18 protein-coding genes and 1 riboswitch are annotated in these 13,662 nt (G+C 57.5%); of the genes, 16 read left to right on the forward strand and 2 right to left on the reverse strand.

What is annotated here, in order from left to right; translation table 11 throughout:
- From GE073_RS12635 to GE073_RS12700, 14 genes are all read left to right on the forward strand, one after another.
- A complete protein-coding gene (locus tag GE073_RS12635; RefSeq protein ID WP_153783570.1) occupies positions 1-801 on the forward strand; it encodes an ABC transporter ATP-binding protein in 801 nt (266 codons plus the stop codon).
- Entirely contained in the window at positions 782-1,486 is a 705-nt protein-coding gene (locus GE073_RS12640; protein WP_153783571.1) for an ABC transporter ATP-binding protein, read from the forward strand. Before GE073_RS12635 ends, GE073_RS12640 begins: the two co-directional genes overlap by 20 nt.
- 21 nt (positions 1,487-1,507) lie before the next feature.
- Positions 1,508-2,377, forward strand: coding sequence for a branched-chain amino acid ABC transporter permease (locus tag GE073_RS12645; protein ID WP_153783572.1), 870 nt, complete (start codon positions 1,508-1,510; stop codon positions 2,375-2,377).
- Between the two features lie 62 nt (positions 2,378-2,439).
- Positions 2,440-3,456, forward strand: coding sequence for a branched-chain amino acid ABC transporter permease (locus GE073_RS12650; protein ID WP_043110958.1), 1,017 nt, complete (start codon positions 2,440-2,442; stop codon positions 3,454-3,456).
- Complete coding sequence (locus GE073_RS12655) at positions 3,453-3,629, forward strand: hypothetical protein (RefSeq protein ID WP_153783573.1); 177 nt, start codon at positions 3,453-3,455, stop codon at positions 3,627-3,629. The genes GE073_RS12650 and GE073_RS12655 overlap by 4 nt, the downstream gene beginning before the upstream one ends.
- Positions 3,626-4,684, forward strand: coding sequence for a 3-oxoacyl-ACP synthase (locus GE073_RS12660; protein ID WP_153783574.1), 1,059 nt, complete (start codon positions 3,626-3,628; stop codon positions 4,682-4,684). Before GE073_RS12655 ends, GE073_RS12660 begins: the two co-directional genes overlap by 4 nt.
- Entirely contained in the window at positions 4,669-5,571 is a 903-nt protein-coding gene (locus tag GE073_RS12665) for an intracellular short-chain-length polyhydroxyalkanoate depolymerase (RefSeq protein WP_153783575.1), read from the forward strand. The genes GE073_RS12660 and GE073_RS12665 overlap by 16 nt, the downstream gene beginning before the upstream one ends.
- A complete protein-coding gene (gene fabG / locus GE073_RS12670) occupies positions 5,568-6,311 on the forward strand; it encodes a 3-oxoacyl-ACP reductase FabG (protein ID WP_153783576.1) in 744 nt (247 codons plus the stop codon). The genes GE073_RS12665 and fabG overlap by 4 nt, the downstream gene beginning before the upstream one ends.
- A gap of 267 nt (positions 6,312-6,578) precedes the next feature.
- On the forward strand, positions 6,579-6,887 hold the full coding sequence (locus tag GE073_RS12675; protein ID WP_276203375.1) for a PadR family transcriptional regulator: 309 nt from the start codon (positions 6,579-6,581) through the stop codon (positions 6,885-6,887).
- Positions 6,884-7,243 (forward strand): DUF1048 domain-containing protein, encoded by a 360-nt coding sequence (locus GE073_RS12680; RefSeq protein ID WP_153783577.1) that lies wholly within the window; start codon positions 6,884-6,886, stop codon positions 7,241-7,243. The genes GE073_RS12675 and GE073_RS12680 overlap by 4 nt, the downstream gene beginning before the upstream one ends.
- Positions 7,244-7,564, forward strand: a complete 321-nt coding sequence (locus tag GE073_RS12685; protein ID WP_028597736.1) for a DUF1048 domain-containing protein — start codon at positions 7,244-7,246, stop codon at positions 7,562-7,564.
- Positions 7,565-7,579: 15 nt separating this feature from the next.
- Positions 7,580-8,338, forward strand: coding sequence for an ABC transporter ATP-binding protein (locus GE073_RS12690; RefSeq protein ID WP_153783578.1), 759 nt, complete (start codon positions 7,580-7,582; stop codon positions 8,336-8,338).
- Between the two features lies 1 nt (position 8,339).
- Complete coding sequence (locus GE073_RS12695) at positions 8,340-9,110, forward strand: ABC transporter permease (RefSeq protein ID WP_028597738.1); 771 nt, start codon at positions 8,340-8,342, stop codon at positions 9,108-9,110.
- Positions 9,111-9,200: 90 nt separating this feature from the next.
- Complete coding sequence (locus tag GE073_RS12700; RefSeq protein ID WP_153783579.1) at positions 9,201-9,629, forward strand: SRPBCC family protein; 429 nt, start codon at positions 9,201-9,203, stop codon at positions 9,627-9,629.
- Positions 9,630-9,911: 282 nt separating this feature from the next.
- On the opposite strand, the gene GE073_RS12705 is transcribed toward GE073_RS12700, so the two are convergent.
- Positions 9,912-10,451 carry a hypothetical protein gene (locus GE073_RS12705; RefSeq protein ID WP_228551469.1) on the reverse strand — a complete coding sequence of 180 codons (540 nt, stop codon included), beginning with the start codon at positions 10,449-10,451 and terminating at the stop codon, positions 9,912-9,914.
- A gap of 246 nt (positions 10,452-10,697) precedes the next feature.
- Positions 10,698-10,799, forward strand: a riboswitch (purine riboswitch).
- Between the two features lie 105 nt (positions 10,800-10,904).
- Here GE073_RS12705 and GE073_RS12710 point away from each other — a divergent pair.
- Complete coding sequence (locus GE073_RS12710) at positions 10,905-11,951, forward strand: aromatic ring-hydroxylating oxygenase subunit alpha (RefSeq protein ID WP_153783580.1); 1,047 nt, start codon at positions 10,905-10,907, stop codon at positions 11,949-11,951.
- 152 nt (positions 11,952-12,103) lie between these two features.
- Here the strand turns inward: GE073_RS12710 and GE073_RS12715 are convergent, their stop codons facing one another.
- Positions 12,104-12,880 carry an HAD-IIB family hydrolase gene (locus GE073_RS12715; RefSeq protein WP_153783581.1) on the reverse strand — a complete coding sequence of 259 codons (777 nt, stop codon included), beginning with the start codon at positions 12,878-12,880 and terminating at the stop codon, positions 12,104-12,106.
- Between the two features lie 83 nt (positions 12,881-12,963).
- On the opposite strand from GE073_RS12715, the gene GE073_RS12720 reads away from it, so the two are divergent.
- Complete coding sequence (locus GE073_RS12720) at positions 12,964-13,653, forward strand: Crp/Fnr family transcriptional regulator (protein WP_028597743.1); 690 nt, start codon at positions 12,964-12,966, stop codon at positions 13,651-13,653.
- The last annotated feature ends 9 nt before the right edge of the window (positions 13,654-13,662 follow it).

The raw sequence follows: 13,662 nt of genomic DNA on the forward strand, positions 1-13,662 counted from the left end.
ATGAATAGCGCCAAGGCGGCAAGATCCGCTGCGCCGCCGATCCTGGAAACCGACCGGCTGACGGTCGCGTTCGGAGGCCATGCGGCCGTCCGTGAGGTCAGCCTCGCCGTCACCGACCGTTCGTTCCTGTCCATCATCGGGCCGAACGGCGCCGGCAAGACGACGCTGTTCAACCTGCTGAGCGGCCAGCTGAAGCCGACTTCGGGGCGGATTACCTACAAAGGCATGGACATCACCGGCCTGCCTTCCTATGAACGGACTCGACGGGGCATCGGCCGCTCCTTCCAGCTCACCCATGTCTTTCCGCGGCTGAGCGTGCTGGAAAATATCCGCCTCGCGGTCCAATCCCGCGCCGGCGTGCGCTATGACTTCTTCTCCTCCCTGCGTCGCCACCGCAAGTTCGAGGCCGAGGCGGAAAGCCTGCTGGAGCTCATGCGGCTCACCGGCAAGCGGAATTCCCCGGCGATCCAGCTCGCCCACGGCGAAAAGCGGAAGCTGGAGATCGCGATGCTGCTCGCGCTCGAATCCGACCTGCTGCTGCTGGACGAGCCGACCGCCGGGATCTCGCTGGAGGAGGTGCCGGCGATTCTCGAGGTGATCCGCGACGTGAAGCGTCAGGGCAGCCGCACGATCGTGCTGATCGAGCACAAGATGGAGATGGTGCTCGACCTGTCCGACGAGATCGCCGTGCTGTACCAGGGCGAGCTGCTCGCTCACGACACGCCGGCCGCGATCATGGGCAACGAGACGGTCCAATCCGCTTATTTGGGAGGATGGTACGATGACGCTGCTGAAGCTTGAATCCGTCGAGACCCACATCAGCCAATACCATATTCTCCAGGGCGTCACGATGGACATCCAGGCGGGGGAGGTGACGGTGCTGCTCGGGCGCAACGGCGCCGGCAAGACGACGACCCTGCGCACGATCATGGGGCTGAATGCCGCCAGCGGCGGACAGATCCTGTTCAAGGGCGAGCCGGTGGAGAAGCTGCCCGCCTATCAGATCGCGCGGCGCGGCATCGGCTACGTGCCGGAGGATCAAGGCATTTTTGCCGACCTGACCGTCGACGAGACGCTGCGCATCGCCATGAAGCGCGGAGATCCCGCCGCCCGGGAGCGGCTTTCGTGGATGCTGGAGCTGTTCCCCGATCTCGCGACGTTCCGGGAGCGCAAGAGCGGCCTGCTGAGCGGCGGGCAGAAGCAGATGCTCGCCATCGCCCGCGCCTATGTCGGCAACAGCGAGCTGCTGCTGATCGACGAGCCGAGCAAAGGGCTCGCGCCGATCATGGTGCGAAAGCTGGTCGAAGCGCTGCGCCTCATGCGCGAGCGCACGACGGTGCTGCTGGTCGAGCAGAACTTCATGATGGCGCAAGCGATCGGCGACGCCTTCTATTTGATGGACGAGGGCCGGATCGTCAGCGGCGGCTCGATGGCGGCCTTGAACGAGGATCACGAGCTGCGCCGCAAATATCTGGGAATCGCATGATGGGAGAGGAGGCGGGCATTCGTGAATTCCTTATTGAACCTCATCGTCAACGGCCTGGCGACCGGCATGCTGGTGTTTCTGCTGGCGGCGGGCCTGACGCTGATCTTCGGCCTCATGAGCGTGCTTAACTTCGCTCACGGCGGTCTGTTCGCCTGGGGCGCCTATGGAGGCGTCTGGCTGTACGGGCTTACCGAGTCGTTCGCGGCGGCGCTGGCCGGCGCGGTCGTCATCGGGATGCTGCTCGGCTGGGTGATGGAGCGCGTCGTCATCCGCCCGGTATACGGCAACCATGTCCAGCAGATCCTCGTGACGCTGGGCGCGATGCTCGTGCTGAGCGAGCTGCTCAAGGTCGTCTTCACCCCGAATCCGCTCAAGGCGGAGACGCCTGCATGGCTGAGCGGCAGCTGGGATGCCGGCGGCGTCATCCTCATCAAATACCGGCTGTTCATCATTCTGGTCGGCGCGCTCGTCTATATCGGACTGACGCTGCTGCTGCGCCGCACCCGGATCGGCCTCATCGTGCGCGCCGGCGTCGCCAATCCCGACATGGTGCAGGCGCTCGGCATCAACATCCGGCTCGTCTTCACGCTCGTCTTCATGTTCGGCGCCGGGCTGGCCGCCTTCGGCGGGGCGCTGCTCGCTCCCTACTCCGGCGTCGTCTTCTCGGAAATGGGCATGCAGTTCGCGATCCTCGCCTTCATCGTCGTCGTCATCGGCGGCATGGGCAGCATCCAGGGCTCGGCGCTCGCCTCGCTGCTGGTCGGCCTGTCCGGCGCGCTCATGGCCTACTATGTGCCGGATCTGTCGCTGGCGGCCAACATGCTGCTGATGGTGCTCGTGCTGCTCGTCCGCCCGTCCGGCCTGTTCGGAGCGAAGGGAGGCGGAGCATGAGCCGCACGCCTCTTCAGCCCCGATCCGAGCCGGCCGCGCCGCCAAAAAGAGCCCGCAGCGTCATGGGCAGGCTGTCCGCGCTGCAGGGAAGGTCCAGCCGCACGCATAACGTCGTCGTCCTGCTGCTGTTCGTCCTGCTGGCTGCGCTGCCGGCGGTCAGCGATTCGCGCAGCCTGTTCATCCTGCTGACGCAGGTGTTCATTCTCGCCGTGTTTGCCATGAGCTACGACCTGCTGCTCGGCTTCACCGGCATCGTGTCGTTCGGCCACGCGATGTTCTTCGGCCTCGGCGCCTACTCGACCGGCCTGTTTCTGAGCAGGTTCGAGGCTACGCTGCCGATGCTCTTGCTGTCCGTAATCGCGGGCATGGCGCTGGCCGCCGCGCTGAGCTACCTCGTCGGCGTGCTCTCGCTGCGGCTCAAGAGCCATTTCTACGCGATGCTCACGCTTGCCTTCGCCGGCCTGCTGCTCGTCGCCGCCGAAAAATGGCGCTCGCTCACCAAAGGAAGCGACGGCTTCACCTTCGCCATCCCCGAGCCGCTCAAGGACCGCGCGACGCTGTATCTGGTCTGCCTGTGCACGCTGGCCGCGGTGTACGTGGCGCTTCGCCGCTTTACCCGTTCTCCGCTCGGCTCAGTGCTGCAGGCGATCCGGGAGAACGAGCAGCGGACCGAGTCGCTCGGCTACCGGATCGTCCCGTACAAGATCGCGGCGTCCGTCGTCGCCGGCGCGGCCGCCAGCATCAGCGGGTCGCTCTACGTGCTGACGCTGCGTTTTGTCAATACGACGGTGTTCTCGATGGACATGACGCTGAACGCCCTGCTCATGACGATCATCGGCGGCGTCGGCACGCTGTACGGAGCCGTCATCGGCGCCGCGGTCATCGAGTGGGCGCATCAGCTGCTCACCGATCTCGCCGGCGTTCATCCCATCTTCGAGCGCTGGATCATTTTCTTCGGCCTGCTCTACATCGTCGTCGTGCTTGTATTTCCGTCCGGCATCGCCGGCACCTGCGCCTCCTGGCTGAGCTCCATGCGGCGCAGGCGGCAGCCGGAAGATCCAGAGGAGGAGAGGCCATGAGCGAGTCCGCGCTGTGTTCGTTTGTCGTTCGCTGCACCCCATGCGACAGTCCGAGCGGGTGGAGGATCAAGGTGACGCATGTGCAGGAGCAGGTCGAGCTGACGATGGCCACCCTGGACGAAGCCGCCGACTATATGAAAAGCAGGCTGGAAAGGAGGCAGCTCCCATCATGACTCTTCAAGCTCATGCCGAACAAGCCGTCTCGCTGATCGCCGTCGACCTCTACATCCCCGATGCCCGGATGACCAGCGCCGAGATCGCCGAGGCGTCCGGCGTGCCGCAGCCCGTCGTCGAGTCCAAGCTCGGCTTGCGCAGCAAGCCGGTGCCCGGCCCGGAGGACGGCACCTGCGAGATGGGCATCCGCGCCGCCAGGCAGGCGCTGGCGCGCAGCGGCGTCGATCCGATGGACATCGACGCCGTCATCTACATCGGCGAGGAGCATAAGGAGCACCCGGTATGGACGGCCGCGCTCAAGCTGCAGGAGGAGATCGGCGCTCGGCGGGCGATCGGCTGGGACATCGCCTTGCGCTGCTGCACCGCGATCGCCGGGCTCAAGATCGCCAAGACGATGATGAGCGGCGATCCGTCGCTCCGCACCGTGCTGCTCGCAGGCGGCTACCGCAACGGCGACCTGATCGATATGGCCGATCCCGCCACGCGGTTCATGCTGAACCTGTCTGCCGGCGGCGGAGCGCTGATCCTACGCAGGGACGCGGGAGCTGAGTACCCCCGTCTGCTGGATACCGCGCTGCTGACGGACGGCTCGTTCAGCGAGGATGTCGTCGTCGGCGCCGGCGGCACCCGTCGGCCGCTCACCCCCGAGCTGCTGGCGGCCGGCGAGCCGCGCTTCCGCGTGCAGGATGCCGAGGCGATGAAGGAGCGGCTCGACCGGCTGTCGATGAAGCGGTTCGAGGAGGTCATCCGCCGCTCGGCCGCGGACAGCGGCTGCGATGACCCGGCCGGCCTGGCCTATCTCGGCCTGCTGCATATGAAGCGCTCCGCGCATCATCATGTGCTCCGCGCGCTCGGCGTTGCGGAAGAGCGGGCGATCTACCTGGAGGACTACGGCCATATGGGACAGTTCGATCCGATCCTTCATCTCGAGCTGATCGCCCGGGACGGCCGCATGAAGCCGGGAGACGCGGCGACTCTCGCCGCAGCGGGCATCGGCTACGCTTGGGGAGCGACGACGCTGAGCTGGGGGGATGAGCCATGTCCGTGGAGCTGAAATCGGTCCGCCTCGACAGCGGAGAGACGATCGGTTATCGGCAGCGCTCCGGCGGCGAGGAGGCCGTGCTGCTCCTTCATGGCAACATGAACTCCTCGGTCCACTGGGACGTCGTCCTGGAGCGGATGGAAGCCCGGTATGCCGTCTATGCCGTCGACCTGCGGGGCTTCGGCACGTCGACTTACCTTGCTCCGGCGGTCCGGCTTTCGGACTATGCGGACGATGTGGCGGCATTCATGGAGAAGATCGGGCTGCCTCGCGCCATCGTCTGGGGCTGGTCGACCGGCGGCGGAGTCGCGATGGAGCTGGCGGCTCGACATCCGGAGCGGGTCGACAGGCTGGTGCTGCTCGCCTCGGTCTCGACGCGCGGATACCCGCAGCATGAAAACGGACCGGACGGCAGGCCGGATCTCTCGAGCAGGCTGACGAGCGCGGACGGAATCCGAGCGGACCGCCGCAACCGGCGGATCCTGCAGGCGAACGAGGAGCGCGACAAGCCGTTCATGAAAGCCTTGTTCGACGCCGTCATCTACGAGCGCCGGCAGCCGGAGCCGCAGCGGTACGAGGCTTATCTGGAGGATATCCTGACCCAGCGTAATCTGATGGACATCTATGAGGCGCTCAATGCGTTCAACATCAGCCGCTTCGATCATCCCGCCGGAGCCGGCACCGGAGCCGTCGACCTGATCGAGGCTCCGGTCCTGGCGGTCCGCGGGACGGAGGACAAGGTGATCAGCGAGGCGATGCATCGCGAGCTGATGGAGGATTTCCGAGGCAGAGCGGCCGAAGCGCTGCTGCCGGGCTGCGGCCATTCGCCGCTCATCGACGATCCCGAGCGGCTGCTGGAGGTCGTACAAACGTTTTTGCAGGAGGGAGCGCGAGCATGAGATTGGATGGAAAGACCGCGATCATCACCGGCGGAGCGGGCGGCATCGGCTGGGCTGCGGCCACGCTCTTTCTCGAGCAGGGAGCGCGGGTCGTCGTCGCCGACTACAACGAAGCCGCAGGGATGCAGCGGATCGCGTCGCTCGATCCGAAGCTGCAGGGGCAAGCCCGCTTCATCGCCGTCGACGTCTCGAGCGAGGAGCAGGTCGAGGCGATGGCGCACTCTGCGCTCGCCTGGCTGGGAGCGATCGACATCCTCGTCAACAATGCCGGCATCACGAGGGACGCGATGCTGTCGCGGATGACGACCGAGCAGTGGAAGCAGGTGCTGGACGTGAATCTGAGCGGCGTGTACTACTGCACGAAGCATGTTTCCCCGCACATGGCTGCCAGAGGCAAGGGCAAGATCATCAACACCAGCTCGATCGTAGGCGTGCAGGGCAATCTCGGCCAGACCAACTATGCGGCCGCCAAGGCAGGCGTCATCGGCATGACCCGCACCTGGGCGAAGGAGCTCGGCTACAAGGGCATCTGCGTCAATGCGGTCGCTCCCGGCTTCATCGCGACGGACATGGTCGCGTCCATGCCGGAGCAGGCCATCGCCGCGATGAGCGAGCGGGTTCCGCTGCGCAGGCTCGGACAGCCGGAGGATGTCGCTCAGGCGTATCTGTACCTCGCGTCGGATGCCGCCGATTATGTGAACGGCACCGTGCTGGAGGTCAATGGCGGACTGAGCATCTAGCCTCCGTCGATAGAGAATGGCATCGGAATCGACGTTAATGCCATTCAGGGTTAACTTCATTAAGGGATGAAAAAGCCGCATTCCATGCGGCTTTTTTGCTTTCCCGGAAAGCTCCATGCCGGCGGGCGGCGCGGAGTCGATGGATGAAATAGGCAAATGCGGTTGACTTGCCTGGTACTTCGTGTTACTTTGTAGTGGTAGTAAGTGTCACAGGATACCTGTCTTACTGAATAGCAAGGAGTGGTCGTGCTGGAAAACTTGACGGAAATGCTCAAAGGCGTATTGGAGGGCTGCATCCTGGAAATCATCAGCCGCGAAGAAACCTATGGGTATGAAATTACGCGGAGGCTGAACGCGCTCGGCTTCAAGGATGTCGTAGAGGGGACGGTGTATACGATCCTGATCCGGCTGGAAAAAAACAAGCTGGTGGAAACGTTCAAGAAGCCGTCCGACGTTGGACCGCCGCGGAAATTCTATGCGATCAACGATGCGGGTCGCGCGGAGCTGCGGCGGTTCTGGGAAAAATGGCAGTTCGTCTCATCTAAGCTGCAGGAACTGAAGGAGGAAATGTCATGAACTTTTGGGAAAAGGTCACGGGCAGCGACATGAACAAGGAAATCCGGGCATTTGAATCGAGGGTGAAGAAGCTGCCGGCGGATCATCAAGCGGCATGGGCCGCCATTCAGGCGAATCTTTGGCCGTATTCCGACTTCAGCGGCCGCAATCTCATCCCGATCCTGGACGGCGTCGTCGGCCTGCTGGAAGAAGCGGCCGCAGAAGGCCAGAGCGTCCAGGATGTCTTGGGCGATGACATCAAAGGCTTCTGCTCCGCGCTGGCGGGCGAAGAGGGCGCCAAATCCTTCCGCGACAAGTGGCGCGAGCAGCTGAATGATGCGGTCGCCAGAAAACTGAAGAAGCAGGAGGGGAAATAAATGAACATCCGCGACATCATCGAAGGCAAAAAGGAGTGGCGCGCGCATGTGGCCCGCGTCAAAGCGCTTCCGCAGGATTATCAGATCGTGTACAACGAGATGCAGAGGTATTTGTTCAAGGTCGGGCCGGTCGAGCTGACCGAGGGGAACGGCGTGCTCTCGGGAATCGTCGATCTTTTTGAAGAAGGCGCGGCATCGGGAAGAGGCGTGCTCGAGGTGACAGGCAGCGACGTCGCGGCTTTTTGCGACGATCTGATCCGCGATTCCAAAACCTACGCGGATCTCGTTCAGGAATCGGTACGCCAAAGCAAAAAAAAGTAAAGGGAGACGGTGGAAATGAAGAACGCCATAAAGGTAACCGGGCTGCAAAAGTCGTTCAAGAACACGGAAGTGCTCAAGGGCGTCCATTTCGAAGTGCGGCCAGGCGAGATTTTCGCTTTGCTCGGCTCCAACGGCGCGGGCAAGACGACGATTGTTCGAATTCTCGCCACGCTGCTCAAGCCGGACGGAGGAGCCGCTGAGGTCGGCGGATTTGATGTCGCGACGCAGCCCGGGAAGGTCCGGCATGCGATCAGCCTGACCGGCCAGTTTACCGCTGTGGATGAGATTTTGACCGGGCGGGAAAATCTGATCCTGATGGCGAAGCTGCGGCATCTGGATCAACCGCGTCAAGTCGCGGACGGCTTGCTGAAGCGCTTCGGCTTAACGGACGCGGCCGACCGCAAGCCATCGACGTATTCGGGCGGCATGCGGCGCAGGCTCGACATCGCCTTGAGCCTGGTCGGGCAGCCGCAGGTCATTTTTCTCGACGAGCCGACGACCGGGCTTGATCCGGAAGCGCGCATCGAGGTATGGAAAATCGTCAAGGAGCTCGCCGGCAGCGGCGCGACGGTATTCCTGACGACGCAGTATTTGGAGGAAGCCGAGCAGCTGGCCGACCGGATCGCCATTTTGCATGAGGGCCGCATCATCGCCAATGGCACGCTGGCGGAGCTGAAAAGCCTTTTCCCGCAAGCCAAGGTGGAGTATGTAGAGAAGCAGCCGACTTTAGAGGAAATATTCCTTGCCATCATCGGCAAGAAGGAGGTCGTGTAACATGGGAGAGGCCAAAACGTATTTCTTCCGCGACATGAGCGTCATGCTGGGGCGGTCCATGCGCCATATTTTCCGCAGCATGGATACTATGTTGACGGTTTGCATTACGCCGATCGCGATGATGCTGTTGTTTGTCTATGTATTCGGCGGCGCGATCGAAACGGGCACGGGCAATTATGTGAACTATCTGCTGCCGGGCATTCTGCTCATGGCCATCGCCAGCGGAGTCGCTTACGTCGCTTACCGCTTGTTCATCGACAAGCAGAGGGGCATCATGGAGCGGTTTCACTCGATGCCGATCGCTCGTTCCACCGTCCTATGGGGTCATGTCCTGACGTCGGTGGTCTCCAACGTCATCTCAATCGTCGTCATCATTCTCGTCGCGCTTCTGATGGGCTTCCGCTCGTCAGCAGGAGTCCTGTCTTGGCTCGCCGTAGCCGGCATCCTCGTCTTGTTCACCTTGGCCTTGACGTGGATCGCGGCGATCGCCGGACTGACGGGCAAAACGATGGAAGGAGCAAGCGCGTTTTCGTACCCCTTGATTTTCCTCCCGTTCATCAGCTCCGCCTTTGTGCCGACGGATTCGATGCCGCTTATCGTGCGGGTCTTTGCCGAAAACCAGCCGGTGACCTCGATCGTGGAAACGATCCGATCGCTGCTGTCGAATCAGCCGGTCGGCACGGAGATTTGGGTCGCTTTGGCATGGTGCCTGGGGATCATGCTCGTCGCTTATTTCTTTGCGGTGCGCGCTTATAATCGGATTGTCGCTTAAAGGAGCAATCGAGAAGAAATCCATCCAGCCGCAACATAGTAGACTATTCATAGGCACCTGAAATCTTGATTGCGAAGGGGATGGAGCGCTATGGCCAATATCGAGCACTTGCAGACGGTGAATGTTCCAGCATCGACGGTTTATGAAGCTTTGACGACTGCAAAAGGACTTTCTGAAATATGGACGAATGAACTCGTCGTCCACGATCAGGTCGGCCTCATCCATGAGTTCCGATTCGGCGGCGAAGGCCTGACGAAGATGCGGATCGACGAGCTTGTCGCCGATAAGAAGATTTTGTGGCATTGCGTGGATTCGGATCCGGAATGGATCGGGACGACGATATCTTTTGAGCTGTCGGAAAAAAACGGGCGAACTTCCGTTGTCCTTCGTCAGATGGACTGGAAGGAAGTCACCGCATTTTATCGCTCCTGCAATTATAACTGGGCCATCTTTTTGTACAGCCTCAAGCAGTACTGCGAAGAAGGCGAAGGGCTTCCGTATCATAAACGGAAGTTCTAAGCTCGAGAGCGATAAATCGTGACGATGCTCATAACGTTAGATGAAAGACGTCCTGATACGGGATGGATGATACGGATTCAAAAACGGCGGCTCGAACTATGAGAGCCGTTTTTCTTTCTGTATATCTTCACAAAACTCGTATTTTGTACAGATGTCAGTATGAAGACTCAAAGCTCTGTGCATCAAGACTTCTTGTCTAGACTTTACTTTCGTAATAAGTCTCGAATTCAGCAACAGAGTCAAACTGGTTTAATTATACACCTTCTGCTTTGAGGTGATTCTCTAACTTTGGTTCAAGAAGCCAAGCGACTTAAAAATGTTTGCCGCGATCTCTTGAGCCTGAGTTCGACAATAGACCAAGTCCTTGGAGGCTTGGGTAAGCCGCATTTTAGCCAAGTTGATGAGGCAATCCTTTAATACGGATTCGGCTTTGCTGATTAAGTCAGCTGCTTTGGACTCACTGCCCATGTTGGATATTATCTCACGGAGCCCCATGAACCTCGCAAGATCATCTTCTGATCGAACATATAACAGCTCACAGTCTGCAATAATCGTCGTGCTCCACTCCTCAGATCTTGCCATTCTTTCAGCACGATCCCATGCGATTGGCCAGAAATCAAAACTTATACCGTCGATAATAAACTGACACTCCACTTCTCTTCCTTTGGCCGTGGCCGGAATGAAAAAGAAATCCAAATCCGATCGTTCAGTCGCTCGACCCTGTAAATATGATCCGTAGTATCCGACAATAGCAACATCTTGAGGGAAATGGGTCTTAATATGTTTTACAATAATGTCAGCTACGGCAAAAACATCAACCATTAGAAAACCTCCTTGTTGTTCTATATGATTATATCAAATACAGTCCCTAATTTTGGCAGAAAAATTAAGTATAGCTATTCTGATCATTAACACAAAAAACTGCCAATCGTTCGCCGGCAGTCTCCGTTAATTGTATAGTATTTTGTACATATGTGTGTAAGTTGAATTCTGACTCCACACGTTATCATAAATGACGTTGACGATTGAAAATCGACGGTTTATAATCGGAATCAAATAACTCATGTCATAATACATTACACAATCTCTTGTATAAGCTCATTAATCGGAGTGAGCGTCTCGACCAGGCAACCGTAATTGCCCCAGGCTACAAGAGGCCGCAAGATAGAGTCCATCTCCGTTCCATTATCGGGACGCGACGGGATCCTTTATCTCGCGCCTCTTAAGCTTGGGGCTTTATTGCGTTAATTCCAATTCCAGTAAGGAGTGTTCAAAATGACCCTTTCCAACGGCTTAGACGACACGCAAGTCCAACTTCCTCGCGATTGCACGTTCTCCCCCACCGATTGGCAGGTGCTGGCCAAGTATTGGTATCCCGTCGCGATCGCGGAAGAAATCAAAGATAAGCCCGTCGCGGTCAAGCTGCTTGACGTCAAACTGGTGTGCTATCGCAGCCATGGTCAAGTAGTCGTCGCACGCGACATGTGCTTTCATCGCGGTGCCCCGCTTAGCAAAGGATGGGTTGAGAATGAGGAGATCGTATGCCCTTATCATGGCTTCCGTTACAACTGCGAAGGCGTGTGCACCTCTGTCCCCGCCCATCCCGATGGGAAAATATCGCCCAAGCTCAAGCTTATTACGTATCCTTCTATCGAAAAATACGGCCTGATCTGGACGTCTATTGCCGGGACGGAAGTGAATATTCCCGACTTCCCTGGCTGGGAGGATCCTGACTACATTAATGTACTGCCTCCTAGCTTCGATATTGCCGGCTCCGCGGGACGTCAAATGGAAGGCTTTCTGGACGTCTCCCACTTCGCCTTTGTTCATACGGAGACGTTCGGGGATCGAAATAATACGGAGGTGCCGCAATACAAAGTGACGAGAGACGGCCATACTCTCCTTGCGGATTATTGGAGCACCGTCAGCAACTATGGCAAGGGTCAAGAGAATCCAGCTCCCGAGGGATTCATGTGGCTGCGCGCGTTCCGGGTGTTCGCTCCGTTTGCCGCTTCGCTGACGGTTCACTTCCCCTTCGACGGCAAGCTGATGATTTTGAATTGCGCCTCCCCCGTCTCGGCAAGGTACACGAGACTCTTCAGCCCGATCTCGAGAAACTTCGACAAGAGCGTGCCGGCGGAGGATACCATCAAGTTTAACTTGCAGGTGTTCCAAGAGGATGCCGACATGGTCGAGCTGCAGACTCCGGAGGACCTTCCTCTAGATCTATTGGCAGAAGCTCATATCCCCGCCGATCGGACGTCGATTGCCTACCGACAACTGCTTACAGATCTTGGATTAGGACGCAGCTATACCTCCTAAAGGAGTCATTACCACTGCAAAAATCCAATGCACCATAAAGAGTCCCATCTCTATTGCGGACGTGAAGCCATAATCGAGAAATGCTGGAACAAGCAAGCTGAAATTCCGATCACATTAAGCAAAGAGGCACTCCATAGGTGCCTCTTTGCTGTTCAACGCTTGAAACGATTATTTCCACTCCGTAAATCAACAGCGATCTCATCTATTTTTCTAACGACCGCCGTTTCTTCTCCCCTTATACTCTCGCTGGCTATTTCCCTAAGCGCCGCGTGATCTCCTACACAAATCGAATGATGAGCGTGTTGGAACATGGGAATATCATTGATGTCGTTCCCAAATGCGATGTATTCGCCTGGTTTAAGCCCTAGCGCCTGAAGTCCACCCCACTTGTCAATGCCGTCAGGACTTATGTCTATGATATCTTCCGTTCCGTGGGTATACATTCTGATCGGCAGCTTCTCTAGTTCATTTATTAGGCTGACTGAATCTTTACTGCTTAAGACAACAACTTTGACGATCTCTTTTAATTCATCGAATCGGACGTTTTTTGCACGAATTTCCGGATCCAAATTTTTGCGTATGGGATGTTCGGGATCTCCGGTATAGGAATAATCCCATAAGCTGTCCATTAAATAGGCTGCTTCATACTCCATAAGTAAATCGATGATTCGTTTGCCTATGGACGCCTCTAATTGAATTGAAGAGACAGGCTTGCCGCCTTTATATACGAAGCCGCCATTCCCTCCTATCATCGGAGCATGATGCAAGTGAACGGGCAGTATAGGCAACAGATCGCGGATAGGTCTGGCGGAAGCAAAAATGACCTCATGGCCTTCCATCGCTATCCGATCCAAGGCCTTGATGATCGGGTCGCTTAACGGATTTCCTTTAAAGCAAATTGTTCCATCCAAGTCAAATACGAATTTCATCTAAAATATCCTCCCTCGGTTTTTCTAATCGTAACAAAATGGTTTAAAATGAAAAGGACCGATGTCTGAATTGGAGGATACGAATGAAAGTCTCCTATGAGCTTAACGAAATACTTGAGTTTATCGCTCGCTTCGAGTTAGACACCATGTTTTCAGAACTGAATTCAATCCCTCTTCAGCTTCGCTCCTATAGGCAAAATGAAGTTGTCCTGCATGAAGGAGATGAACTGGAGGGCCTTTACCTGCTGCTGGAGGGTCAGGCTAAGGTGACGACAAGCGTCGAGAACGGAAAATCGCTCTTGCTTCGCTTTTGTCATCCTGTTTCCGTCTTCGGCGACATTGAGCTTATCCAAAAAGTAGATATCCAGTCTCAGGTCTTAGCGGTAGAGGACTCTCGTTTCCTATTTATTGATAAGGCTACCGTGGAGAATAAGCTGTTGCAGGATTATCGATTTTTAAACGAATTGTTGAAGCACCTGACTTATAAACTCCAGACTTGCACATCCGCCTCCAGAATAAACCTGCTCTCTTCCGTTGAAGAACGTTTGGCCATTTATCTATTGACCACGCGAGATCCAAACGAATTTGGCAAAGAAATTCAAACGGAGAATATTGCGGAAATCTCTTCTGTTATAGGCACTACGACTCGGCATTTAAACCGTACCATTCAAAAGCTGTCCGACTCCGGGGTCCTGATCAAAAAGCGGAACGGATTTCTTGTAAACGACTGGGATAAATTAGATGAAATAACGGGGGGATTGCGTTATCACTAATCGGCGATG

This window comes from Paenibacillus sp. B01 (assembly GCF_009649995.1).
GTDB lineage: Bacteria > Bacillota > Bacilli > Paenibacillales > Paenibacillaceae > Paenibacillus_O > Paenibacillus_O pasadenensis.